Origin of the sequence: Rhizobium sp. NZLR11, from assembly GCF_019685115.1 — a bacterium.
GTDB lineage: Bacteria > Pseudomonadota > Alphaproteobacteria > Rhizobiales > Rhizobiaceae > Rhizobium.
On sequence record NZ_JABDWD010000007.1, the window covers coordinates 84,082 to 108,334 of the forward strand.

At 62.3% G+C, this 24,253-nt stretch carries 18 protein-coding genes and 2 pseudogenes; 11 read left to right on the plus strand and 9 right to left on the minus strand.

Annotation, left to right across the window (positions count from 1 at the left end; genetic code table 11):
- Positions 1-94: 94 nt before the first annotated feature.
- The gene (locus HJB83_RS14095; protein ID WP_221117014.1) at positions 95-850 is read left to right on the plus strand and encodes a DeoR/GlpR family DNA-binding transcription regulator; all 756 of its coding nucleotides are present in this window, start codon (positions 95-97) and stop codon (positions 848-850) included.
- On the opposite strand, the gene HJB83_RS14100 is transcribed toward HJB83_RS14095, so the two are convergent.
- Both HJB83_RS14100 and HJB83_RS14105 read right to left on the minus strand, forming a co-directional pair.
- Positions 825-1,559 (minus strand): hypothetical protein, encoded by a 735-nt coding sequence (locus HJB83_RS14100; protein WP_207583419.1) that lies wholly within the window; start codon positions 1,557-1,559, stop codon positions 825-827. The genes HJB83_RS14095 and HJB83_RS14100 overlap by 26 nt on opposite strands.
- A gap of 126 nt (positions 1,560-1,685) precedes the next feature.
- The gene (locus HJB83_RS14105) at positions 1,686-2,693 is read right to left on the minus strand and encodes an asparaginase (RefSeq protein WP_221132161.1); all 1,008 of its coding nucleotides are present in this window, start codon (positions 2,691-2,693) and stop codon (positions 1,686-1,688) included.
- On the opposite strand from HJB83_RS14105, the gene HJB83_RS14110 reads away from it, so the two are divergent.
- Positions 2,637-4,184 (plus strand): MFS transporter, encoded by a 1,548-nt coding sequence (locus HJB83_RS14110; protein ID WP_405049170.1) that lies wholly within the window; start codon positions 2,637-2,639, stop codon positions 4,182-4,184. The genes HJB83_RS14105 and HJB83_RS14110 overlap by 57 nt on opposite strands.
- Positions 4,185-4,230: 46 nt before the next feature.
- Here HJB83_RS14110 and HJB83_RS14115 read toward each other — a convergent pair whose 3' ends face one another.
- Positions 4,231-5,019 (minus strand): class I SAM-dependent methyltransferase, encoded by a 789-nt coding sequence (locus tag HJB83_RS14115; RefSeq protein WP_207583416.1) that lies wholly within the window; start codon positions 5,017-5,019, stop codon positions 4,231-4,233.
- A gap of 189 nt (positions 5,020-5,208) precedes the next feature.
- On the minus strand, positions 5,209-5,832 hold the full coding sequence (locus HJB83_RS14120) for a metalloregulator ArsR/SmtB family transcription factor (protein WP_221132162.1): 624 nt from the start codon (positions 5,830-5,832) through the stop codon (positions 5,209-5,211).
- Positions 5,833-5,932: 100 nt separating this feature from the next.
- On the opposite strand from HJB83_RS14120, the gene HJB83_RS14125 reads away from it, so the two are divergent.
- Positions 5,933-7,393 (plus strand): MFS transporter, encoded by a 1,461-nt coding sequence (locus tag HJB83_RS14125; RefSeq protein ID WP_221132163.1) that lies wholly within the window; start codon positions 5,933-5,935, stop codon positions 7,391-7,393.
- Here the strand turns inward: HJB83_RS14125 and HJB83_RS14130 are convergent.
- The 4 genes and pseudogenes from HJB83_RS14130 to HJB83_RS14145 all read right to left on the minus strand — a co-directional run bounded on the left by HJB83_RS14130 (position 7,374) and on the right by HJB83_RS14145 (position 11,486).
- A complete protein-coding gene (locus HJB83_RS14130) occupies positions 7,374-8,372 on the minus strand; it encodes an NAD(P)H-quinone oxidoreductase (protein WP_207583413.1) in 999 nt (332 codons plus the stop codon). The two genes, HJB83_RS14125 and HJB83_RS14130, sit on opposite strands and share 20 nt — an antisense overlap.
- Before the next feature lie 179 nt (positions 8,373-8,551).
- Positions 8,552-10,418 (minus strand): annotated as a pseudogene (locus HJB83_RS14135) (GGDEF domain-containing protein).
- 114 nt (positions 10,419-10,532) lie between these two features.
- Complete coding sequence (locus tag HJB83_RS14140) at positions 10,533-10,775, minus strand: type II toxin-antitoxin system ParD family antitoxin (protein ID WP_221117022.1); 243 nt, start codon at positions 10,773-10,775, stop codon at positions 10,533-10,535.
- 162 nt (positions 10,776-10,937) lie between these two features.
- Complete coding sequence (locus HJB83_RS14145) at positions 10,938-11,486, minus strand: HdeD family acid-resistance protein (protein ID WP_207583410.1); 549 nt, start codon at positions 11,484-11,486, stop codon at positions 10,938-10,940.
- A 138-nt stretch (positions 11,487-11,624) separates the two neighbouring features.
- Here HJB83_RS14145 and betI point away from each other — a divergent pair.
- The 4 genes and pseudogenes from betI to HJB83_RS14165 all read left to right on the plus strand — a co-directional run.
- Positions 11,625-12,218: pseudogene (gene betI / locus HJB83_RS14150) on the plus strand (transcriptional regulator BetI); the annotation flags it as partial.
- A gap of 157 nt (positions 12,219-12,375) precedes the next feature.
- Entirely contained in the window at positions 12,376-13,839 is a 1,464-nt protein-coding gene (gene betB, locus HJB83_RS14155; RefSeq protein ID WP_207583408.1) for a betaine-aldehyde dehydrogenase, read from the plus strand.
- Between the two features lie 173 nt (positions 13,840-14,012).
- Positions 14,013-15,662 (plus strand): choline dehydrogenase, encoded by a 1,650-nt coding sequence (gene betA, locus HJB83_RS14160; RefSeq protein ID WP_221132164.1) that lies wholly within the window; start codon positions 14,013-14,015, stop codon positions 15,660-15,662.
- A gap of 122 nt (positions 15,663-15,784) precedes the next feature.
- Complete coding sequence (locus tag HJB83_RS14165; RefSeq protein ID WP_207583406.1) at positions 15,785-17,128, plus strand: chloride channel protein; 1,344 nt, start codon at positions 15,785-15,787, stop codon at positions 17,126-17,128.
- 109 nt (positions 17,129-17,237) lie between these two features.
- Here the strand turns inward: HJB83_RS14165 and HJB83_RS14170 are convergent, their stop codons facing one another.
- Complete coding sequence (locus tag HJB83_RS14170; RefSeq protein ID WP_007626992.1) at positions 17,238-17,684, minus strand: Rrf2 family transcriptional regulator; 447 nt, start codon at positions 17,682-17,684, stop codon at positions 17,238-17,240.
- A 419-nt stretch (positions 17,685-18,103) separates the two neighbouring features.
- On the opposite strand from HJB83_RS14170, the gene HJB83_RS14175 reads away from it, so the two are divergent.
- From HJB83_RS14175 to HJB83_RS14190, 4 genes are all read left to right on the plus strand, one after another.
- Positions 18,104-18,862, plus strand: coding sequence for a phosphoadenylyl-sulfate reductase (locus HJB83_RS14175; protein ID WP_207583405.1), 759 nt, complete (start codon positions 18,104-18,106; stop codon positions 18,860-18,862).
- A 113-nt stretch (positions 18,863-18,975) separates the two neighbouring features.
- Positions 18,976-19,929 (plus strand): sulfate adenylyltransferase subunit CysD, encoded by a 954-nt coding sequence (gene cysD, locus HJB83_RS14180; RefSeq protein ID WP_207583404.1) that lies wholly within the window; start codon positions 18,976-18,978, stop codon positions 19,927-19,929.
- A 1-nt stretch (position 19,930) separates the two neighbouring features.
- Complete coding sequence (gene cysN, locus HJB83_RS14185) at positions 19,931-21,427, plus strand: sulfate adenylyltransferase subunit CysN (protein ID WP_207583403.1); 1,497 nt, start codon at positions 19,931-19,933, stop codon at positions 21,425-21,427.
- A gap of 416 nt (positions 21,428-21,843) precedes the next feature.
- Positions 21,844-24,138, plus strand: a complete 2,295-nt coding sequence (locus HJB83_RS14190; RefSeq protein WP_221117027.1) for a PBP1A family penicillin-binding protein — start codon at positions 21,844-21,846, stop codon at positions 24,136-24,138.
- Positions 24,139-24,253: the final 115 nt, after the last annotated feature.

The following is a 24,253-nucleotide window of genomic DNA, read 5'->3' on the forward strand; positions in this document are numbered from 1 at the left end:
GCACGGGATTTCGTGAAAATGCATGATATTTCTTGAATGTCGAGTCTGTTCGTGCAATATCGGGCTAATATGTTTAATTTCGTGCAGAGACCCTATGCTGACGTCACAACGCAAAACCCTCATCCTCGACATATTGCGCCGTGATGGCCAGGTGATCGCCAAGCGCGTCGCCGAGGATTTTTCCCTTTCGGAAGACACGATCCGCCGCGATCTCCGGGAAATGGCGGCGGAGGGGCTGTTGAAACGGGTGCATGGCGGCGCGATGCCGCTTTCGCCCGACCTGCCGGATTTCACCGCGCGGGCCAGCGTCTCGTCAGAGATCAAGGCACGGCTCGGTGCTGCTGCGGCGGCGATGGTCAGGCCGGGACAGATGATCTTCCTCGACGGCGGCACGACGACGGCTGAGATCGCCCGGCACTTGCCGCGCGACATGCCGCTGACGGTTGCGACCCACAGCCCGACGATCGCCGCCGAACTCGAGCACCACCCGACCGCCGAGGTGATCCTCACCGGCGGCCGGCTCTACAAACATTCGATGGTGGCAACGGGCGCGGCAGCGGCAGCGGCGATCTCGCAGTTGCGCCCCGACCTGTTCTTCCTCGGCGTCACTGCCGCGCATCCGGTGCATGGGCTTTCCACCGGCGATTTCGAGGAGGCGGCAATCAAGCGGCATATCGCCGGCTGCGCGGCCGAAACGCATGTGCTGCTGACGGAGGAGAAATTCGATCTCGTCTCGCCCTGCCCTGTGCTTGGAATTTCCGAGGTGGCGGGATTGATCGTGCCGGCGGAGATGACGGCCGAGCGGCTGAAGCCCTATCGCGACCTCAACGGCGCGATCGCCGCAGCGTGATGGCGCGGCGGGCCGGCGGCGCGGCAGCATGCAGCAAGAGGCTTGCGGCAAGAGCCGCGACGAAGGCCGCCAGCACGGCATAAGCGGGCGCCATGCTGCCGGTTCCAAGAGTGAGCGCTGTCTGCAGATGTGGCTGCACCAGCGCGATGGCGACGGAAAGTGCCGGCATGTCGAGCAGGGTTCCGGCGGCTCGCGACAGTTCCGACATGAAGGCTACCCCAGCAAGCGCGCCGTAGACGGCCGTCAGGCCGAGTGTGAAGCGCAACGGCACCGAGGCTGCGAGCGGCATGTCGCCATCCTCGAGGGTAAGCATGAGATAGGCGACGAAAGCGGCCAGAAACAGGAAGGCGACAGGCAGCGCCGCCACCGTGGCGGGTCGCGTCAGAGCCGTTGCGTCCGCTGCCAGGAAGAGGAGGACCGGCGTGGATGCGACGAACCAGACCGCGACAATCGGCCCCCAGAACCAGATGAGCGAGAGATAGTGAAGCCGGAGCAGCGTCGCCATGAAGAGCACGCCGATCGCGGTCCAGATGCAGGCGGGTTTGAGCACGCTCGATATTGTCAGGATGGCCGGTTCGCAGGCGCCGGCCATATTCCCACAGCCGGACAATTGCATAACGAGCCAGGTGATATAGTCGCGGCTTAGCGCGGTGAACATGAAGATGCCGATACCCATCAGCATCCACCAGAGATAGCGGCCTGCAAACATGCCCTGCCCTCATGGCTTGGACTGTGCTCACGTCGCCCCGAAGGGGTGAATCCGCGATCGTAGGACGCACCCTCTTTATATTAGGTAATTCTTATTTTTCTAATAACTTATACATGCGCCTCGCACTCATCCGGCCAAGGCGGAAGTGACCCTGACATCGCCGACATGAATGCCGTTCCAATTGCGCATCGACGTTGCGGCATGGGCCATCAGGGCGGCATGCACCTTCTCTTCGGCCTCGAAGAAGCGGGCGAGTGTCGCCGCCACCATGGCTTCGGCTGCGCGGGTGGTACCATCCTCGCATTTCAGCGCAATGGCGATGCCCTTTTCCGGGATGGCGGCGCAGAAAACGCCCTCGGCGCCGGTTTTGACGAAGATGCGACCGGGGGCGATCTGCATCAACGTGGTGCAGGCGCGGCCGGAGCCCGCGACATAGAAGGGCTCGGCCATGCAGGCCTCGACCAGGCGGCGAGATGCCTTGGCGCGTAAGGGCTCCAGACCGACGCCGGTCGCCATTTTGGCAAAGCCGTGGGCTAGGCTCCTGAGCGGCACGGCATAGGTCGGGATCGAGCAGCCGTCGGTGCCGCAGCTCTCGGCGCCAAGCACGGCGCCGGTCAGGCTTTCCATCGCCGCGCGGATCTCGACTTGCAGCGGATGCTGGTAGCCGACATAGCCTCTCGGATCGACGTCCTGGTGGCAGCAGGCGCAGATGAAGCCGGCATGTTTTCCCGAGCAATTGTTGTGCAGCGCGGTCGGCGCATCGAGCGTGCGGGCCTGATGGATGAGGGTTTTCTGGTGGAACGACCAATGGGCGCCGCATTCCAGCACGTCGGCATTTCGGCCGGCGCGCGACAGCATCGACGCGGCAAGCGCTACATGCTCGTCCTCGCCATTGTGCGAAGCGCAGGCCAGCGCCAATTCCTTGTCACCGAAACCGTAAGCATCGGCTGCTCCGCTTTCGACCAGCGGCAGCGCCTGCATCGCCTTGCAGGCCGAACGCGGGAAGACGGCGGCGTCGATATCGCCCAGCGAGAAGACAAGCTTGCCGTCGCCATCGACGACAGCCACCGCGCCGCGATGGCGGCTTTCGACGAGCAGGCCGCGGGTGACTTCGACGGTGACGGGATTGTTCATGAGTTCTCATTCGGGTTCTGGCGGGATGCGGCAGGCATAACGCGTCAGGGCGCGAAAGCCAACGGGGTTGACGTTTTGTCCCGGTGCAGCGACGGCCCCTACGCGGCTACCCGCTCCGCGGACGGTGAGTTTGACGGAAACGCGCAGCCAATCTTCGTCCATCGGACAGCCATCACATCATCCAAACGATCATCACAAGAATTGACCGAAGCGATCGAAAACTATCGTTTCTCCGATGTGTCCGTTCCAGCTAAAGGTGGTGCATCAGGAACCGCCTCCATGTCATCCACCTTTTCCTTGATCCTGCGCGATAAGCGGATCCGCATTCCGGCCGTGACGCTCGTCGCGCTCGCCTTCACCTATGCTTCGACCGCGCCCTATCAGTCGATCATCGGGATCAACGAACTGGGCTTGAGCAACGGCACCTATTCGGCGCTGATCTTCTTCTCGGCGATCGTCAACGTCACCACAAGCCTGGCGCTCGGCATCTGGTCTGACAGGCTGAAAGAGCGGCGGCCACTGGTGCTGGGGCTTTCCGTCGCCGGCATGCTCGGCTTCGGGTCGATCGCGATCTTTCACAGCCCTGCCGTCTTCATCGTCTCGACGCTGTTGCTGGTGCCGATGAGCAATTCCACCTATTCGCTGCTGTTTGCCAGCCTGCGCGCCAGAACCAACCAGATGGATCGCGGCCAGGCGGCCGGCATCACCGCAACGGTGCGGGCGCTGTTTTCCGGCTCGTGGGCGCTGGCGCCGGGGATGATCGGCCTTTATCTTGTCAATTCGCCGTCGATGACGCCGGCCTACGGGATCGCCGCCTTCGCAAGCCTTACCTGTTTCTGCCTGTATTTCTTCTTCGCGCCCGGAAACGGCACGGCCGGTCCCGCCCCCGATCAGCCGGGGTTCCTGGCATCGCTGAAGCGGATCTTCATGCCCTCGGTGCTTTCACGCGTCATCGTCATGGCGCTGCTCTTCGGGCTGCAGCGGTTAAACAGCATGCTCCTGCCGCTGATCATCACCCATGCGGCAGATGGAAGCGTGGTCGATGTCGGCTTCGTCGCCGGGCTGACGGCCTTTCTCGAAATGCCGTTCATGATGATGTGGGGCATGGCGCAGCGGCGGTTCCGCACCGTGCATGTGCTCGCCTTCGGCGCGCTGATCTACTGCGCCTATCTGCTGCTGCTCGGATTTGCCTCGGCACCCTGGCACATCTACGCGCTGCTCCTCCTCAACGCCTGCGGGGCGGCGGCAATCCTCAGCGTGCCGATCACCTATTTGCAGGACCTGATCGCAGACCGGCCAGGGCTCGGCACCTCGCTGATCTCGCTCAACACCTTCATCGGCACCGGCATTGCCGCCGGGCTCTTCGCCTTCGGCACTGCGATCACCGATTATTCCGGCACCGCCTTCGTCGGCGCTGCCGCCGGTCTCGCGTCGATCGGGGTCTTGCTCTATCTCGAAAGCGCCGGGCGCCAGGCGCGGCAGCCGGCCTGACGACCGGTTGCGAGCGGCATCTCCAATGTCCTTCAATTCAGTTCGACTATTGCTTGACGCCGTGAAAAGTAACAAACACTTCTTTGTCAAATCGCTCGAATTGGTTCTTCAACAATCCGTATCTTTCAGCCAATGTTGTGAACATTTCTTTGCCCGAGCGCTTAATCGCTATATGCATTCTGCAGCTTGCAAAAGCATCAATCACTCTCTTATCGTCGAGAACGATTGGCTCCGCGACCGTTGGCGCGTGATACTCAACTTCGATATAAAGTTTTCCCCCTCGCTTCAGAACGCGTTGCATTTCCGAGGCAACCCGTTCGAAATCATCCACGTGATCGAGTGCGTTGACTGAAATTGCTACATCAAAATATTCATCAGGATATGGAAGACGTTCACCGCCGGTTGAAATGAATTTCGCGTCATATGCAAACAGCGGCCAACCTGCTTCCAAATACATGTTGACGAGTGGATCGATACAATGACGCTCGCAGTTCTCGAATTGCAGCAATGGCGCGAGAGGGCCGCTTCCAATTTCCAGTACTCGCTTGCCAACAAATTCATCTTTCGCAAGGCGCAATTCTTCGTGGTAGCTTGGCCGTACGGAATGCATCGTCATTACGGCATTCACTTCCCAGAGATCGGAATTTTTTAACTTTTGTTGCTCGTTTGGTGGCTTAATACCCCACCAGTCTACAGAGCTGTCGCGAAACCATTGAGACAAGCGAAGCAACTCGTCTTTCCAGTGCGCGATCTCAGCTTGGTGTTTTCTCTTCACGCGGTAAGATGGGCTGACCTTGCGCAAAAAGCGGTCGGCATGAAGCTTGACATCTACCATTTTCTATCTCCCCAAAGAGGCACTATAAAAAGTGTTTCTGGAATAACCAGCCCCACGAAAGCGGTAACCAACACTGGCGAAGGGCTGTGACGAGGGGTTAAGAGCATCCACGGATGGCTTAGATAAAATGGTTCCTGCGCCAGGCGCGGCAGCCCGCTTGAAGCGTGAGTTGCTTGCGTGTGCTCCGCCTCAACGCGGCGTGATGCGATAGGCGCAGCGGCGGGCGCCGAGCAGGATGTGTTCGCTGCGCTCGACGTCGGCGCCGAGGGCGGCGCGGAAGGTTTCGAGTTCCGAGCGGCAGAAGCCGGCGCAGGCGGTGGCCGCCGCGCAGATCGGGCAGTGGTTTTCGACCAGCATGAACGAGCCGTCCGCCTCGCCCCAACTGTCGGCCATATAGCCCTCGCGGGTGCGGATAGCGGCCAGGCCTGCGATACGCGCGGCAAGGTCGCCGACACTTTCCAGTTCCTGCCGATAGCGCTGCAACGTCTCCGCCTCGCGGGCGGAGATGACGGTGTCGAGGGCTGCGGGGCCAAGCTGTTCGACCAGCGTGCCGAGCAGGCCGGCGGCCAATTCGGCATGGCCGTCGGGGAATTGACGGTTGCCCGCAGCGGTCAAGTGCCAGAGCTGACGCGGCCGGCCCCTGCCCGTGGCGCCGACGGTGACCGGTTCGACCAGCCCCTGCTCTGCCAGCTTGGCGAGCTGCTGACGGGCGGCCTCGCCCGAAATGCCGAGCGCATCGCCGATCGCGGCGCCAAGCTGCGGGCCCTCGGTTTTTATCAGGATCAGGATGCGGTTGGCGGGGGACTGACGCATACTTTTCCAAGTGACATCTTGTTTTAATCCGGATTGCATATAATTTCCAATTTATAACTTGGAAAATAATCCTTCGCCAGCAAAAACTCGGGATCGTCCCATGTCCGATATCGAACAGACTACAGCCGCCCCCAATGCCAGCTCCCTCCTCCGCCTTTTCCTGCCCGAGCACCTGCCGGCAACATTGATGCTTGCCGGCGGCGTGGCGCTTTATGCGGTGGAGAGCTACATCATGGCGACGATCGCGCCTTCGATCGTGCGCGACATCGGCGGGCTGGCGCTGTTTTCCTGGGTCACCAGCCTGTTCGTCGCCGCAGCTGTGCTCGGCTCGATCTTCGTCGCCATGCGGCCGCGGGGGATCGGGCTTCGCGCCATCTATGTGATCGCCGCGCTGGTCTTCGGCGTCGGCAGCCTGATTGCTTCAGCCGCACCGTCGATGCCGGTGGTGTTGCTCGGACGCGCGGTGCAGGGTCTCGGCACCGGGGCGCTGGCAGCGCTTGGCTATGCCTTCATCCGATTCGTCTATCCCGAGCCGCTATGGACGAAGGCGTCGACGCTTTATGCGGCGATCTGGGGTGTGGCGACCGTCATCGGACCGACGCTCGGCGGCTTCTTCGCCGCCGGCAGCAGCTGGCGCTATGCCTTCATCGTGCTGGTGCCGCTCGGCCTAGTGATGGCGGTGCTGGCGCCGCGGCTGTTGCCCGAGGTCGAAGACGACCGTGAGCAGGCCAAGACGCCGGTTGCCCAGATCGGGCTGCTGCTTGGCGCCGTGCTGATGGTCAGCACCGCCGGAACGATCGAAACGACGGCTGCGAAAATCGCTTTGATCGCGGCCTCGATCGCCGCGGTCGCCGGCATGCTTTTCATCGAGGGGAGAAGCCCGAACCGGCTGCTGCCCTCCGGCGCCGTCAGCCTTTCCAGGCCGATTGCACGCGTTTACCTGACAATGCTCGCCATGACGGTCGTGCTCGTCAGCGACGTCTTCATTCCCTATTTCCTCCAGGTCCTGCACGGGGTGACGCCGCTTGTCTCGGGTTATCTCGTCGCCCTCGTCGCCCTCGGCTGGACGTTTGCGGCCTTCCTCAGCGGCTCGCTGACCGGCCGGAAGGCGTATTTGGCCATCGTTGCCGGTGCGCTTATCGAGGCGGCGGCGACGGCCTGCCTCGCGCTCTTCCTCGCCAGCGACAATCCGAATGCGCATGTGCTCGTCATCGTGCCGGCAGCGATCGGCATGTTCATGATGGGCGTCGGCGTCGGTCTTGGCTGGGCGCATCTCGTCGCCATGGTCCTGACGCTGGTTGCCGACAACGAACAGGACAAGGCGTCCTCGGCGATCCCGACGATGAGTTCGCTCGGCGGCGCTTTCGGAGCCGCTTTTGCCGGCGTCATCGCCAATGGCGCCGGCCTCGTCGATCCCGGCGGTGTATCAGGGGCGCTGTCGGCGGCCTACTGGCTCTATCTGCTGATGGCGCTGCCCGGCGTTCTGGCTCTCGGCGTCTCACTGACATTGATACACGTCGCCCGCAACGCGGATAAAACGCTCAGCCGAGGCGCAGCATGATCTTGCCGACGTGGCTGCCCTCTTCCATCAGCCGATGGGCTTCGACGACCTCTTCAAAGGCAAAGACCTTGTGGATGACGGGGGCGACGGTGCCGGCTTCCAAAAGCGGCCAGACCTCGGAGAGCAGGTCGTCGCGGATGGCACGTTTTTCTTCCGCGGTGCGCGGGCGCATCGTGGAGCCGGTGACCGTCAACCGCTTGACCATGATCGGCTGGAGATTGACCTTTTCGGCAACGGCGCCGCCGAGGAAGGCGATGATCGACAGGCAGCCGTCTTTTCCAAGCGATGCGAGATTGCGCTCGAAATAGGAGGCGCCAATCATGTCAAGGATGATGTCGACGCCGTGGCCGGTCTCGGCCTTGATCACCTCGGCGAAATCCTCGCGTCTGTAGTTGATCGCCCGTTTGGCGCCGAGCTTTTCGCAGGCATCGCATTTCTCACCTGAACCGGCCGTGGCATAGACCTCGGCGCCGAAGGCACGGGCGAGCTGGATCGCCGTCGTGCCGATGCCGCTGGAACCGCCATGGATCAACACGGTCTCGCCTTCCGTCAGCCCGGCCATCTGGAAAAGATTGGCCCAAACGGTGAAGAAGGTTTCGGGAAGGGCGGCAGCCTTGACCGCATCATAACCCTTGGGAAAGGGCAGGATCTGGCCGGCCGGCAGCAGGCAATATTCGGCATAGGCGCCGCCATTGGCGAGACCGCAGACCTTGTCACCGACGCGATAGCCGCTGACGCCTGCGCCAATCGCGACGATTTCGCCAGAAAGCTCCAGGCCGAGGATCGGGCTCGCACCCCTGGGCGCGGGATAGCTGCCCTGGCGCTGGGCGACATCGGGGCGGTTGACGCCGATCGCCTCGGCGCGGACGAGAACCTCGCCCTCACCCGGCACCGGCAACGGGCGCTTGCCAATCGTCATCACCTCCGGTCCGCCGAAGGACGGCAGATCGACGAAACGCATTTCCTGAGGCAGTGACATAGCGCGACCCTCCCTGAAGCATTTTTCAGGCATTCCGGACGCAAAACCGCTGCACACTTTTGCTTGAAATGCTCTGCGCCAAGGAAATAAGTCAGCCCTGCAGGCTTGGGAAGGCCGGAAATGGCAAGGGCGTCAATTCGCCTCGCCCGCTGCATAAGCTCTGCAGCGTCCTTGCGCGTCTAAATAGACGCACGGCGCTGGAGGAGATGGAAGATGAGACCTTCCTCGCTCTCTTTGGCGGCCGATTTGATGACGGCGATCTCGGCGCTGACGCGGTTGATATCGTCGATGACGAGGCCTCCGGCAGTTCGATGACGCCGATCGAGCAGCGCATCAGCGGAAACAAGGCTTCGGCGCCGGCGCGGTCGTGACCGAGGATGCGGCCGGCGGCGCGGTGCTCGTCGGAATAAAGGTCAAGCACATCGTCGTGGAAATCGCTGATCAGCCGGTCGAGGATTTCCGTCAGCTCCTCCTTGGTCCAGCCAACGACGCCGATGAAGAAATCGTCGCCGCCGACGTGGCCGAGGAAATGGCGCTCGGCGAAAAAATAGCGGCGCATCAGCGCGGCAAACAACGAGATCGCGTGATCGCCGAGATGGAAGCCGTAGGCATCGTTGAAAGGTTTGAAATTGTCGAAATCGCAGTAGCAGAAGTGGCGGACCTCATCGCCGTCTCGGCCGGACTGGCGCATGAAATCGCGGATGGCACGATTGCCCGGCAGGCCGGTCAGCGGGTTCTGGTCCTGGGCGGTCTTCAGCTGTTTCTCGTTGATGACCTTGATCAGCGAGGCGGCGGAGACGACGCCGGCATAGCGCATGTTATCGGTCAGGATCAGGCAGTTGCTGCCTTCCATATTGGCGAAGATCGCCATCAGCTGCTCGGCGTCGCTGTCGAGGCCGACGATCGGCGCCATTTCGACGAAATGCGAGATGCTGCGCTCGTACATCTTGTTCTTCAGGAGATCGCGGCCGAAGGGCTGGTAGATATATTCCTTGAGGTGTTGCTCGTGGATGATGCCGCGCGGCTCGTTATTGGCGTTGAGCACGGGAAAGAAGGCCTGGCGCGGGTTGCGGCGGAAGAGTTCGAAGACGCTGTCGATGCTGTCGTTCTCGTAAACCGTCGGCAAGAGTTCGATCTGCTTGCGGATGAGGATTTCGTCGAGCGACTGGCTGTTACGTTTGCTTTTTCCGAGTTCCTGCAGATGTGGGAAAGAGGGCGCCAGCTCGGATATGTGCGTCGTCGGACGGGAGATGAACCAGCCCTGGACGAGGTCGACGCCATATTCGCGGCAAGTGATGAATTCGGCCTCGGTCTCGATGCCTTCGGCGATGACGCGGGTGCCGAGCACGTGGGCGATGTTGACGATGCTCTTCAGCAGGTGGCGCTTGCGGGGGCTGCGATCGATCTCGGCGACGAAATGGCGGTCGATCTTCAGGTAATCGACGGAATGATCGCAAAGCAGCTTCATCTCGCCGTGACCGACGCCGAAATCGTCGATCGCCAGCTTGAAACCGGCCTTGCGAAGCTTCGACACCAGGGCGGAAAATTCCGGCACGCTGGTGTTGTCGAAGCGTTCGGAGAACTCGAAGCAGATGGAGGATGGCGGAACATTCGCCTTTCGCAGGTGCTGCAGCAGGCTCTCGACCAGGCGTTCGCCATCAGGGATCAGCCGGACATCGAGATTGAGAAACAGCGTCGAGGTGGAAAAATTCGACAGCGACGCGAATTTGGCGAGCGCGCGGCTGGCGAGCATCTGCTCCAGCTGCAGCAGTTGGCCTGCCTGATGAGCCTCATCGAGAATGTCGACCGGCGTGTCGTAGCCGATGCGCTCCTGGCCGCGCATAAGGGATTCATAGCCGAACACCGTGCCGGTGCCGGCCTCGACGATCGGCTGAAAAGCGTTCTCGACCACGAGCTTGGCAAACGTGACGATCTGGTCGCTAGCATAGCGGCGCAGGACGCCGGGCTCGACGTTGGCAGCCAGGGAAGTCCCGCTCTTCATTTGGCTGATCTCCACTGTGACTTGTTCTTCTTGGTCAGGAAGATGCCCCGGAAGGATCAATGAACCCTTTCGCCAATATGAAAGTTTTGTGAAAGACGCAGGACGCGGCCACGCGTTCCGCGTTTACTTTGAATTCAAAAATACAATCAGGCGCTTCGTCAGGCGGAGCGGCGGCGCTCGGCCTCGTGATCGGCGAACATGTCGGCGACACATCTGCCGCCGGACGGAGCGCCCTCGTCGTCGAGAACATCGTCGCGGAATTCGTTGAGCTTGCGGGCGGCATCCCAGAGGCGGAGCGCCTCGCGGACGACCTCGCTGCTCGAGGCATAGCCGCCATTGTCGACGGCGGCGCGGATGCCCGCTGCCTGTTGCGGAGAGATGGAAACGGTGACCATCGGCATGAACTTCCTCCCTTTTTTATTCAGGCAGAACCCTGCCTTTGGGGGACGCATGACCATTTGCGGCGATCGCACACAGGGCCACCCGCTTTTGGCGAGCGGTCCATACCCCTTAAGTCTAATCCCCTGTCATGCCCTTGTCAAAATAGGCGTATCAAAAAGGCTTTAACTACGGATGCCGAGGCCGAAGGCGATCATCGTCGAGCCCTGGATGATGAGATCGGCGGCCAGGAACAGGCCGAGGATCCAGAGGCTGTTCACCGGCCAGCCCAGGGCGATGACAAAGCCGGCCAGCGCCGTTATGACGCCGCTTGCAACGATCCAGCGCCAGCCCTTCAGCGGTCGCATCCGCATTCCAACCCAGAGACGGAAGATGCCGGCCACCAGCAGGGCAATGGACAGAAACAGGGTCAAGGCCGCCGAGGTAAAGATAGGATTGATGAAGGCGCAGATGCCGGCAAGCACATAAAGGACGCCGCTTAGGGCCCAGAAGAGCACTTGATCCCAACGGCGCAACTGAAAAGCGTGGACGAGGTAGATGACGCCGCCTGCCAGCATCAGCATGCCGACATAAAAGACCGAGGCGACGGTCGCCATCAACAGGTTGCTGAGAGCGATGAGGCCGCAGATAAGAAGCAGTACGCCGAGGCCGAGAAACCATGCCCATTTCGAGCGCAGCGAGGATGCGGGCATTTCGTTGAAGACGCTGGTCATAGAACACCTCCTGATCAACTCCTAATATGTTGCCCCAGTTCTTCCCTAAAAGATGTGCGCGAAATCAATTCAGCAAATATTTTTGTTGATTGATCAGTCAATCAAAAATATCCTTACCGACAATAGGGGAGTTGGCGGTTGCCTAAAGTTGGAATGGAACCGGTGCGCCGGAAGGCGCTTGTCGATGCGGCGTTGCGGGTGATCGGCGATCACGGCTCGCTTGCCGTCACCATGTCCGACATCGCCCGCCAGGCCGGCGTCTCCCCTGCCCTGGCGCATCATTATTTCGGCAGCAAGGAACAATTGCTGATCGAGACGATCCGCTCGCTTCTCAGACAATTGCGCAGCGATACGGTGTCGGCGCTCCGTGCAGCCCGGACGCCGCGCGCCAGGCTTTCGGCGGTCATCCGGGTCAGCTTCCACGCCGACCAGTTTGCGCCGGACACGATCGCCGCCTGGCTTGCCTTTTACGCCGAGGCGCAGCGCTCCGAGGAGACGCGGCGTTTCCTGGTGATCTATGCCCGACGGCTGCGCTCCAACCTGCTCGTCGATCTCAAGGCGCTGCTGCCCGCCGACGCCGCAGAACGCATCGCCGAGGGCGCTGCGGCGATGATCGACGGGCTCTATATCAGGCAAAGTCTGAAATCGGCGCCGATCGGCATCGAAGCCTCGATCGCGCTGACCGAGGATTATCTGAATGCGCTTCTGGCCGTCGTTTCCCCTTCTCCCCAGCGGGGAGAAGATGTCCGAGGGACAGATGAGGGGGTGAGCGACGCAGGAGCGAACGGCCGAAAGGCCGAGACTGCCGCCCCCTCATCCGGCCCTGCGGGCCACCTTCTCCCCCAGGGGAGAAGGAAAAGCCACATCGCACCACCCAAGGACAAATGACATGAAAGCCCAGCCGAAAGCCTCGCACTTCATCGACGGCGAATATGTCGAGGATACCGACGGCACCGTCATCGAGAGCCTCTATCCGGCCACCGGCGAGGTGATCGCCCGGCTGCACGCGGCAACGCCTGCGATCGTCGAGAAGGCGATTGCGGCCGCCAAGCGCGCCCAGCCGGAATGGGCGGCGATGAGCCCGATGGCGCGCGGGCGCATCCTCAAACGGGCGGCCGACATCATGCGCGAGAGAAACCGGGCGCTGTCCGAACTCGAAACGCTCGATACCGGCAAGCCCATCCAGGAGACGATCGTCGCCGACCCGACCTCAGGCGCCGATGCCTTCGAATTCTTCGGCGGCGTTGCGCCGGCCGGCCTCAACGGTTCGCATATCCCGCTCGGCCAGGATTTTGCCTATACCAAGCGCGTGGCGCTCGGCGTATGCGTCGGCATCGGCGCCTGGAACTATCCGCAGCAGATCGCCTGCTGGAAAGCGGCGCCGGCGCTGATCTGCGGCAATGCCATGGTGTTCAAACCCTCGGAAAACACCCCGCTCGGCGCCTTGAAGATCGCCGAAATCCTGCATGAGGCGGGGCTGCCGAAGGGGCTCTTCAACGTCATCCAGGGCGACCGCGACACCGGGCCGCTGCTCGTCAACCACCCCGATGTCGCGAAGGTGTCGCTGACCGGCTCGGTGCCGACCGGGCGCCGGGTGGCGGCGGCGGCGGCCGGCAATCTCAAGCACGTGACGATGGAGCTCGGCGGCAAGTCGCCGCTGATCGTTTTCAACGACGCCGATCTCGATTCGGCGGTGGGCGGGGCGATGCTCGGCAATTTTTATTCCACCGGCCAGGTCTGCTCGAACGGCACCCGCGTCTTCGTGCAGAAGGCGATCAAGGCCGAATTCCTGAAGCGGCTGAAGGCGCGCACCGAGGCAATGCTGATCGGCGATCCGATGGACGAGGCGACGCAGGTCGGGCCGATGGTCTCCTGGGCGCAACGCGAGAAGGTGATTTCCTACATCGAGAAGGGCAAGGCCGAGGGTGCGAGCCTGATTGCCGGCGGCGGCATTCCGAACAACGTCTCCGGCGAAGGCTATTACGTGCAGCCGACGGTGTTTGCCGATGTCACCGACGAGATGAGCATTGCCCGCGAGGAGATCTTCGGGCCCGTCATGTCGGTGCTCGATTTCGACGACGAGGACGAGGTGATCGCACGCGCCAATGCCAGCGAATTCGGGCTCTCCGGCGGCGTCTTCACTGCCGACCTCACCCGCGCCCATCGCGTCGTCGACCGGCTCGAGGCGGGCACGCTCTGGATCAACACCTACAATCTCTGCCCGGTGGAAATCCCCTTCGGCGGCTCGAAACAATCCGGCTTCGGCCGGGAGAATTCGCTGGCCGCGCTGGAGCATTATTCCGAGCTGAAGACGGTTTATGTCGGCATGGGGCCGGTGGCGGCGCCTTATTGATCGCAGCGCAGGCAGCCCCCTCATCCGCCCGCCGGGCACCTTCTCACCAAGGGTAGAAGGGGGAACCGAGAGGCCGCGGCACGTCTCTTCTCCCCTTTGGGGAGAAGGTGGCGGCAGCCGGATGAGGGGGCGACGCGACGCGACGGCTGAAGCAAAACGCGAGAGAAAAAACCATGCAAGCAGATTTCGTCATCATCGGCTCCGGCTCCGCCGGCTCGGCGCTCGCCTATCGCCTCTCTGAAGACGGCAAGAATAGCGTCCTCGTCATTGAGGCCGGTGGCAGCGATTTCGGGCCGTTCATCCAGATGCCGGCAGCGCTTGCCTGGCCGATGAGCATGAAGCGCTACAATTGGGGCTATCTTTCCGAACCGGAGCCCAATCTCAACAACCGGCGCATCACCGCGCCGCGCGGCAAGGTGATCGGCGGCTCCTCCTCGATCAACGGCATGGTCTATGTGCGCGGCCATGCTGAGGATTTCAACCGCTGGGAGGAACTCGGCGCCGGCGGTTGGGCCTATGCCGATGTTCTCCCCTATTTCAAGCGGATGGAGCATTCGCATGGCGGCGAGGAAGGCTGGCGCGGCACAAACGGGCCGCTGCACGTCCAGCGCGGCGGCTTCACCAATCCGCTGTTCCACGCCTTTATCGAGTCCGGCACACAGGCGGGCTTCGAGACGACTGAGGATTATAACGGCAGCAAGCAGGAAGGCTTCGGATTGATGGAGCAGACCATCTTTTCCGGCCGCCGATGGTCAGCCGCCAACGCTTATCTGAAACCGGCGCTGAAGCGGAAAAATGTCGGGATCATCTACGGCCTGGCGCGCCGGATCGTCATCGAGGACGGCCGGGCGACCGGCGTCGAGATCGAGCGCAACGGCAAAATAGAGGTCGTCAAGGCAAGCCGCGAGGTGATCGTCTCGGCCTCTTCGTTCAATTCGCCGAAGCTGCTAATGCTGTCGGGCATCGGTCCGGGCGGCCATCTCCAAGAAATGGGCATCGAGGTGAAGGCCGACCGGCCGGGCGTCGGCGCCAACCTGCAGGACCATATGGAATTCTACTTCCAGCAGGTGAGCACCAAGCCGGTGTCGCTCTATTCCTGGCTGCCCTGGTTCTGGCAAGGCGTGGCCGGCGCGCAATGGCTGCTTTCCAAGGGCGGGCTCGGCGCCTCGAACCAGTTCGAAGCCTGTGCCTTCCTGCGCTCCGCGCCCGGGCTGAAGCAACCCGACATCCAGTACCATTTCCTGCCGGTGGCGATCAGCTATGACGGCAAGGCGGCGGCCAAAAGCCACGGCTTCCAGGTGCATGTCGGCTACAATCTGTCGAAATCGCGCGGCAGCGTGACGCTGCGCTCCGCCGATCCCAAAGCCGACCCGGTGCTGCGCTTCAACTATATGAGCCATGCCGAGGACTGGGAGAAATTCCGCCACTGCGTGCGCCTCACCCGCGAGCTCTTCGGGCAAGCAGCCTTCGACCACTATCGCGGGGCGGAGATCCAGCCCGGAGAAGGCGTGCAGAGCGACGAAGAGATCGACGCCTTTCTGCGCGAGCATCTGGAAAGCGCCTATCACCCCTGCGGCACCTGCAAGATGGGCGCCAAGGACGATCCGATGGCAGTGGTCGATCCGCAGACCCGGGTGATCGGCGTCGAGGCCTTGCGCGTCGCCGACAGCTCGATCTTCCCGCACGTCACCTACGGCAACCTCAACGGACCGTCGATCATGACTGGCGAAAAGGCCGCCGACCATATCCTCGGCAAACAGCCGCTGGCGCGCTCGAACCAGGAACCGTGGGTCAATCCAAGGGCGGCGGTGAGCGATCGGTGATGGTTGGAGAGAGCTATCGTTGCCTGTCGGCGAAGTTCGTCGGCGGCGAATTTCGAAGAAAGAGATGGTTCTTTCCCTGCAAACCGGTTTAGGAAGAGGCTCTGTTCAACATCCGCTCCGGCATGCCCGTGTTGTATCGCAAGTCCAGACTTCTTCGTCGATCCCGTGTTCTATGGGGTTCCCTCGCGCTCTGGCGCCCGCGGCTGATCTTCTGGTTCGGCGCCTTTGCGATCGGCGTCATCAGCGTCGGCTTTGCCAGGCTGGCGGATCTCGCCCAGCGCGCTTTTGCCGGCGTGACCACCTCCGGCGAATGGAGCTTTTTGCTGCCGCTCGTCATTACGCCGCTCGGCTTCATGCTGTCGGCCACTCTTGCCGCAACGTTTTTCCCGAATGCGCAGGGCAGCGGCATTCCGCAGGCGATTGCCGCCCGGCACCTGCGCGATCCGGAAGACCGCACCCGCCTGCTGTCGCTGCGGCTGGTCTTCGGCAAGATCGTGCTGACGGTGCTCGGGCTGCTCAGCGGCGCATCGATCGGCCGCGAAGGGCCGACCGTGCAGGTCGGCGCATCGATCATGCTGGCGGTTGCCCGCTTCGGCGGCATGGCGCAGGCCCGCGGACTGATCCTTGCCGGTTCGGCGGCCGGCATCGCCGCCGCCTTCAACACGCCGCTCGCCGGCATCGTCTTTGCGATCGAAGAGATGAGCCGGACCTATGAATCGCGCGCCAACGGCCTGGTTCTGACCGCCGTCATCCTGTCCGGCCTTGCCGCCCTCGGGCTTGCCGGCAGCTACAATTATTTCGGCTCTACCGCGGTGGCGCCGGCATCGCTGCGCGACTGGGAACTGGTGTTCGTCTGCGGCATCGGCGGCGGCGCGCTCGGTGCGGCCTTCAGCGGGCTTGCGCTCCATATCGGCCAGCATGTCCGCCGCTTCACGCATTCGCAGCCGCTGCGGCGGATGGTCATGCTGGCAACGGCCTGCGGCCTCGCCGTCGCCGTCATCGGTATCCTGTCTGATGGTACGACCTTCGGAACCGGCTACGACCAGGCGAAGGGCGCGGTCGAAGGCAATCCCCTGCCCCTGCTGTTCTTCCTCGAAAAGCTTGCTGCCGGCTTCCTGTCGATGATTTCGGGAATTCCGGGCGGCATCTTCGCGCCCTCACTCGCCATCGGCGCCGGTTTCGGCAGCACGGTCGGCCAGTTGATGGGCAGCGGCATCGCGCTTGCGGCGATCCTCGGCATGGCCGGATATTTCTCCGGCGTGGTGCAGGCGCCGATGACGGCCTTCGTCATCATTCTGGAAATGACTGGCGATCACCAGGCCGTCATCCCGATCATGGCGGTATCGATGATCGGCTACGTCACCTCGCGCCTGTTGTCGCGAGAGCCGCTCTATCACGGCCTGTCGCGCGTCTTCATTGCCGCAGCGATCAGGGCCCGGCGCGCCAGGGAACTGGCGGAAAGCTGAGATCGGTCCACGAGAGGCGTGACTTCGACCCACGGCATCCGCGATGGTCGCAACACCCTGCCGTTGTGAATGACGCGCAACAGCACTGGGCAAACCGGCCGATCGTCGCTCAGGCGAGCAGCCGGGTGACTTCCGCGGTGCGGGCCGGCTGGGCGGCATCGGCGATGGTCGTCGAAAACAGCACCTTGCGGGTGGCGTCAGCCACCTTGGCGAAGACGTGGCGGATCTGGCAGTTCTGCTCGCCGTCGCAATCGTCGCACTTTCGATAGGCGGTGATCGACAGGCACGGAAGCGGCGCGAGCGGGCCGTCGACGATGCGCAGGATCTCGCCGAAGGTGATGGTGTGGGCGGGTTTCAAGAGGAGATAACCGCCCTGCTTGCCGCGGCGGCTGACGACGATGCCGTGATGTTTCAGGTCGAGCAGGATCTGTTCGAGAAACTTTTTCGGGATCTTCTGCTGCGCGGCGATATCGGAAATCATCACCGGTTCGTCAGCATCGGCATCCGCCAGAACCGTCAGCGCCCGCAGCGCATATTTCGCCTTTTGCGTAATCATCTCAGACCATCGACACACACAGGCGGCACGAATCTTCGCACCGCTACGGAAGTACTTTCGCCTCTATGGCATAGCCAGCATGAACGGAATTTGAACGCACCGGAGAAAGCCTTGAGGATCAAGCGTTTTCGGCCTTGTTTTCACCCTCGGCCGAGCCGGCGCAATTTACGCCTAAACCGCGTCTTCCGCATCTTTTTCGGCATCACTTCAGATTTCGGATTGACAGGCCGCGTGTAAGTCTACAAATCTTATAGACATTCAGGCTGCCAACGCGGATTTCGTCCGCGGGCGGCTGCTTTTCTGCATCGCGGCAGCTTCGGAGAGATATTTGCTCCTCCGGCCGCAGCTTTCGAAATCCCTTTTTCTGTCCGACCCAAGCCTGAGCTGCGATACTCCCGTCAACAAAGGACAGGATTCCCATGACTGTTAACAATACGATTGCGGAAGAAGGGCCGATTGCTAGAGCCGAGGCGCTGAACGACGCACTGGCGGGTCTTGACCTCGCTGGACGTCTGTCGCTGGTCTCCGGCCTTGGCGGCCGCGTGGTGTTCACCACCTCGCTCGGCATCGAGGACCAGGTGATCGCCGCCGAGATCGGCACGCACCGCCTGCCGATCGATGTTGCGACGCTGCAGACCGGCCGGCTGTTTGCCGAGACGCTGTCGCTGATCGAAGAGACGGAAAGCCAGTACGACATTCAGATCCGCCGCTTCGAGCCTGAACAGGCCGACATCGACGCCTATGCGGCGCAATACGGCCTCAACGGTTTCTACGAGAGTGTCGAAGCCCGGCATGCCTGCTGTGGCATGCGCAAGCTGAAGCCGCTGGCGCGTGCGCTGGAAGGCGCTGCGATCTGGATCACCGGCCTGCGCCGTGGCCAATCGGCCAATCGCGCCGAAACGCCGTTTGCCGAATACGACGCCGAACGCCACCTCTTGAAAGTCAATCCGCTCGCCGATTGGGACCTGGAGGCAATCAAGGCCTTCGTGGCCGACAACGGCGTGCCGGTCAATCCGCTGCATCAGCGTGGCTATCCCTCGATCGGCTGCGAGCCCTGCACGCGGGCAATCAAGCCCGGCGAGCCGGAACGCGCCGGCCGCTGGTGGTGGGAGCAGGACGAGACGCGCGAATGCGGCCTGCATGTCGCCGAAGAGGCCGCGGTGATCGCCGCACAATAATCAAATTCACGGCTTACCGAACCCGGGCGCGGCCACCGCCGCAGCCTTGGGAAAGCCAGCATCAGGAACTGCTTTGCGGCAAACCGCAAAGGATCGACAGTCTGGAGTAAAACATGCCCGATAGCCGTCCGGATACGGAACTCAGCAATCCCCAGAGCGCCAAGGCGCCACTCGACCCGCATCTCAAGGCGCTGGAAAACGAATCCATCCACATCTTCCGCGAGGTCGCCGCCGAATTCGAGCGTCCGGTCATGCTCTATTCGATCGGCAAGGATTCCTCGGTGCTGCTGCACTTGGCGCGCAAGGCCTTCTATCCCGGCCGCGTGCCCTTCCCGCTGTTGCATGTGAACACCGGCTGGAAATTCCGGGAGATGATCGCCTTCCGCGACGCGACCGCCAAGAAGTACGAACTCGATCTGATCGAACACATCAATCCGCGCGGCGCGGCCGAAAACATCACGCCGTTTACCCACGGTTCGGCGGCCTTCACCGACATCATGAAGACCGAAGGCCTGCGCCAGGCGCTCGATGCCGGCCAGTTCGATGCCGCTTTCGGCGGCGCGCGGCGCGACGAGGAAGCCAGCCGCGCCAAGGAGCGGATCTATTCCTTCCGCACCCCGGACCATCGCTGGGATCCGCGCAACCAGCGGCCGGAACTGTGGAACGTCTATAACGGCATGATCCGCAAGGGCGAGAGCGTGCGCGCCTTCCCGCTGTCGAACTGGACGGAGGTCGACATCTGGCGCTACATCCAGGCCGAAGACATTCCGCTGGTGCCGCTCTATTACGCCAAGAAGCGGCCGTTCGTGGAGCGCGACGGCATGATGATCCTGGCCGAGGATCCGCGCCTGGAATTGCTGCCCGGCGAAGTCCGCCAGGAAGGCATGATCCGCTTCCGCACCCTCGGCGACTTCCCGCTGACCGGCGCCATCCGCTCACAGGCGACCACCCTCGAAGAGGTGATTGCCGAACTCGAAATCGCAACGGTGTCCGAACGCCAGGGCCGCGCCATCGACCGCGACCAGTCCGGCTCCATGGAAAAGAAGAAGCGTGAAGGATATTTCTGAGATGACCGCAGCCCAAACCGCCGTCTCGGCCGCCACCGTCGTCAGCCTGCCCGCCGCCGAGCCGCAGAAGGCCCAGCGCGACACGCGCCCGTTGCGCCTGATTACCTGCGGTAGCGTCGATGACGGCAAATCGACCTTGATCGGCCGCCTGCTCTGGGACACCAAGGCGGTCAAGGAAGACCAGGCCGCCACGCTGCAGCGCGATTCCACCGGCAAGCAGAACGATCTCGGCCTGCCCGACTTCGCGCTGCTGCTCGACGGCCTGCAGGCCGAGCGCGAACAGGGCATCACCATCGATGTCGCCTATCGCTATTTCTCGACCGACAAGCGCTCCTTCATCGTCGCCGACACGCCCGGCCACGAGCAATATACCCGTAACATGGCGACCGGCGCCTCGACGGCCGACCTCGCCATCTTGCTGGTCGATGCCCGTTTCGGCATTCTCGAGCAGACCCGCCGTCATGCGACGATCGCCTCGCTGCTCGGGATCAAGCAGTTCGTGCTTGCCGTCAACAAGATCGACCTGACGGGCTACGACCGCGCCGGCTTCGACAAGATCACCCATGAATTCCGGGAATTTGCCCTGTCGCTCGGCGTCAAGCAGATCACCGCCATTCCGATGTCGGCGCTGAAGGGCGAAAACGTCGTCTATTCCGCCCAGGCCGCCATGCCGTGGTACAGCGGCCCGACGCTGGTGGAGACGCTGGAGCTTGCGACCGTACGCTCGTCGCAGACGGTCGGCTTCCGGCTCTCGGTGCAGCGCGTGTCGCGCCCGGGCGAAAGCTTCCGCGGCTATCAGGGCACGGTTGCCGGCGGCTCGGTCAAGCCAGGCGACAGCGTCATGATCCTGCCGTCGGGCATGGTCGCCAATGTCTCGAAGATCGTCACCTTCGATCTCGTTCGCAACGCTGCCGTTGCCGGCGACGCGATCACGCTGGTGCTCGACCGCCAGGTCGATGTGGCGCGCGGCGACATGATCGTCTCGATCGACGCCCAGCCGCAGGTCGGCCTTGCCTTCGACGCGCAGATCGTCGCGCTGCAGCCTGAGGGCATCGAGCCCGGAAAACGCTACTGGCTGAAGAGCGGTTCGCGCCGCCAGCGCGTTCAGGTGCAGCCGCTCAGTCAACTCGAGCTGAAGACCGGCACCTGGACTGCTGCCCAGCGGCTCTACATGAACGCCATCGGCAAAGTCCGGCTTGTCTTCGAGGAAGCGGCGATCTTCGACCCCTATGAGCAGAACCGGCTGTCCGGCTCCTTCATCCTGATCGACCCGGAGACCAACAATACGGTTGCCGGCGGCATGGTGACGGGTAAGCGTACCGAACTCGGCGGCCTGCACAATGGCGAAGGCCGCGTCATCCTCTCGCTGCCGGCCGATCTTGCCGAACAGATCATGGCCAGCGAACTCTTCGCCAGCCGCAGCCACGAGGCCGAGGTGCGCCGCATGACCGCCGCCGAAGCGGCCGATCTCTGGTCGAGCGCTGCAAGTGATATTTGATAAGAGATAAGGGGCCAGCAACACTGGCCTCTTATGCGAGGCCGAATCCGGTGACTGCGGCCGGCGGATTCCTGCCGAACGGCGATGGCGCAAATTGCAGTAATGAAATCGATCAGGTCCTGGGACGTTGCGACAAGCTCTCCACCTCGGCTTTCGGCCGATTGCGGCTATCTGAAATGGTCCTGGGAGGCAGGAGAAACCCCGTTACTTCTCTCGAAGCCCAGCTCTGATCCCCTCGCCAAGTCTTGACCTCCTGGCTGGCTGAGAGCGGCTTCAACGTGGCGGTTGCCCTCTCGATGTCTGGTGCATGGTTGCCGTCATTGTCATCGCAGCAGTCCGTTGGGGCCTTTTGCGGTGGAACAGTCCGCATCCCCGGCTATATAGGTCATTGTGCGTTGGCTTTTTAGCGGTAATCGATGCCCAATTCTCCCGAATCCTCAGGTGAAAGCGTTAGCAGCTCGAGCTCGGGTCGCGATCAGACCCCAGATTCGGCAGCGCAAGCGGCCGCCTTGGATTCGCCGGGAACCACCCAAGTCGAAGACCCGCAGCCGCCCCACGGATCCTTCGACCAAACCAGACGGGCCGTCAGGACTCTATTACGTGCGATACGTCAAGATTTGCAGGCAAGTTCTGCTGTGGCAAAGATCAAGACGGCCGCATTTTCTTGGAGGACGAAGCCAAGGAGGTCGGCGCCGCTTGGAATCCCGCCAGCTCCGCACAACTGGATGGCGACTGCTTTGGTCAAAGCCGGGCGCGGTATTCGCGATCGGCGTTCAAAGCGTGAAAGCCGTTGGAGCGCATCGCTCATTACGGGCTGGTGGAAATTCGCTCTCGGGTCCTTCCTTGTTGTCTGCCTCCTCGTCGGAAGCATTCTGGTGTGGGCACTGAAAGACGTGCCCTGGAGCGAAATCCGGGATGGAACGTTAAAGCCGGTCGTGGTGCTGGAAACCGCCGACGGCGCGCCGCTGGTAAGACAGGGACCTTATCAAGGGCCATATGCTCGATACGACCAGTTTCCACCCCATCTGATCGATGCCGTCCTTTCGATTGAGGATCGCCGGTTCATGGGTCATTTCGGCATCGATCCCAGGGGCATCGCGAGGGCGCTTCTGCGGAACTTGGAGGCCGGCTCGGTGGTGGAGGGTGGCAGCACTATCACCCAGCAACTGATCAAGCTGCAATACCTCGACAGCGACCGAACAATAAAACGAAAGATTCAGGAGGTCGTAATCGCATTCTGGCTGGAGTGGAAGCTCGGCAAGGCGGAAATCCTGACGCGCTATCTGAATAGCGTCTATCTTGGCGCGGGGGCTACCGGCATGCCTGCCGCCGCGCGCATCTATTTCAACAAGGATGTCGGCGCCCTCAACCTGCCTGAGTCGGCGATGCTGGCGGGATTGCTGCGGGCGCCGAGCCAATGGAATCCCATCGACAATTTCGAAGGCGCCCGGCAGCGCACCATGGTCGTCCTCGATGCGATGGCGGCCAATGGCAAGATCACCGCGCCGCAGACGGCGGAAGCCAAGACGAGCTTTGCCAGCCTGCACCCAACGACACCAACGCCGCGTTCCGGAAGCTGGTTTGCCGACTGGATTTCGCCGCAAGCGAGCGAAATCGCCGGCTCCTCGCCGGGTTCGACTACGGTGCGCACCACGCTGGTGCCGACATTGCAGCAGATCGCCGAAAGGGTCGTGAAAAGAGCCCTGGACAGTGAAGGAAAGACGGTCGCAGCATCGCAGGCGGCGTTGGTTGCGATGACGCCCGACGGCGCGGTCGTTGCGATGGTTGGCGGGCGCGACTACAAGGCGAGCCAGTTCAACCGCGCCGTCACCGCGATGCGCCAGCCGGGTTCCACCTTCAAGCTGTTCGTCTATTACGCAGCATTGAAGGCTGGGCTCACTCTGTCCGACCAGGTTCTGGACGCGCCAATAGACATTGACGGCTGGTCGCCAGAAAATTCCGGTGGCAACTATCGCGGTTGGGTAACGCTTGCCGAGGCGTTCGCGCGATCGCTCAATGCCGCGTCAGTGACGCTTGCGCAAGAGGTGGGTCTAGACAATGTGATCGCAGCCGCGCGCGAACTCGGCATCGATGCGCCACTGGCCAACACGCCGTCATTGGCGCTTGGCACATCCGAAGTAAATCTGCTTAACCTCACCAGCGCCTATGCGTCCGTCAAATTCGGCAGGGCCCCTGTCAAACCCTGGGGCATCATCGACTTTCAAGCGGCAGGGCAGCCCAAGACGTTTCGCGTTGGCTCACAATCAAAGCCGAATGTCGATCTTTCGCCCTACCAGTCCGATCTCCTCGGCCTTCTGCAGTTGGTGGTCGAGCGCGGTACTGGACGCGGAGCAGATCCCGGCACGTTTGCCGCCGGTAAGACCGGCACGAGCCAGAACAATCGTGATGCCTGGTTCGTCGGCTTTACGGAAGCCCTCGTCGTCGGTGTCTGGGTTGGAAATGACGATGACGCGCCGATGAAGGGGGTGACCGGCGGCGCCCTGCCAGCGCATATTTGGCGGGACTTCATGCGCGAGGCGACGACCGAACCGACGTTGGACGGAGTGCGATCGACAGAAGCAGCCGTCGAGGGCCAAGGCGCGCCGCAGTCCTGTAACATCACCGCCTGCTCGCGCAGCTACCGCTCCTTTCGACCGTCCGATTGTACCTATCAGCCATATTCCGGCGGCCGAAGGCTTTGCGAAAAGTGATGTGGATGGCAGAGATCGAGCCGCCCGTCCTTCCCTGACTGCCGGTGTTTCCGATCCGTGATGCGCTACCGACTGGTATCGGCGCCCGGCCGGGCGCCACTTATCCATAAAACGG

Coding starts and splice junctions, on each gene's coding strand:
- HJB83_RS14095 (WP_221117014.1), top strand. CDS start 95: ATGCTGACGTCACAACGCAAAACCCTCATCCTCGACATATTGCGCCGT.
- HJB83_RS14100 (WP_207583419.1), bottom strand. CDS start 1,559: ATGTTTGCAGGCCGCTATCTCTGGTGGATGCTGATGGGTATCGGCATC.
- HJB83_RS14110 (WP_405049170.1), top strand. CDS start 2,637: ATGGCGGCTTTCGACGAGCAGGCCGCGGGTGACTTCGACGGTGACGGG.
- HJB83_RS14105 (WP_221132161.1), bottom strand. CDS start 2,693: ATGAACAATCCCGTCACCGTCGAAGTCACCCGCGGCCTGCTCGTCGAA.
- HJB83_RS14115 (WP_207583416.1), bottom strand. CDS start 5,019: ATGGTAGATGTCAAGCTTCATGCCGACCGCTTTTTGCGCAAGGTCAGC.
- HJB83_RS14120 (WP_221132162.1), bottom strand. CDS start 5,832: ATGCGTCAGTCCCCCGCCAACCGCATCCTGATCCTGATAAAAACCGAG.
- HJB83_RS14125 (WP_221132163.1), top strand. CDS start 5,933: ATGTCCGATATCGAACAGACTACAGCCGCCCCCAATGCCAGCTCCCTC.
- HJB83_RS14130 (WP_207583413.1), bottom strand. CDS start 8,372: ATGTCACTGCCTCAGGAAATGCGTTTCGTCGATCTGCCGTCCTTCGGC.
- HJB83_RS14140 (WP_221117022.1), bottom strand. CDS start 10,775: ATGCCGATGGTCACCGTTTCCATCTCTCCGCAACAGGCAGCGGGCATC.
- HJB83_RS14145 (WP_207583410.1), bottom strand. CDS start 11,486: ATGACCAGCGTCTTCAACGAAATGCCCGCATCCTCGCTGCGCTCGAAA.
- betB (WP_207583408.1), top strand. CDS start 12,376: ATGAAAGCCCAGCCGAAAGCCTCGCACTTCATCGACGGCGAATATGTC.
- betA (WP_221132164.1), top strand. CDS start 14,013: ATGCAAGCAGATTTCGTCATCATCGGCTCCGGCTCCGCCGGCTCGGCG.
- HJB83_RS14165 (WP_207583406.1), top strand. CDS start 15,785: ATGCCCGTGTTGTATCGCAAGTCCAGACTTCTTCGTCGATCCCGTGTT.
- HJB83_RS14170 (WP_007626992.1), bottom strand. CDS start 17,684: ATGATTACGCAAAAGGCGAAATATGCGCTGCGGGCGCTGACGGTTCTG.
- HJB83_RS14175 (WP_207583405.1), top strand. CDS start 18,104: ATGACTGTTAACAATACGATTGCGGAAGAAGGGCCGATTGCTAGAGCC.
- cysD (WP_207583404.1), top strand. CDS start 18,976: ATGCCCGATAGCCGTCCGGATACGGAACTCAGCAATCCCCAGAGCGCC.
- cysN (WP_207583403.1), top strand. CDS start 19,931: ATGACCGCAGCCCAAACCGCCGTCTCGGCCGCCACCGTCGTCAGCCTG.
- HJB83_RS14190 (WP_221117027.1), top strand. CDS start 21,844: ATGCCCAATTCTCCCGAATCCTCAGGTGAAAGCGTTAGCAGCTCGAGC.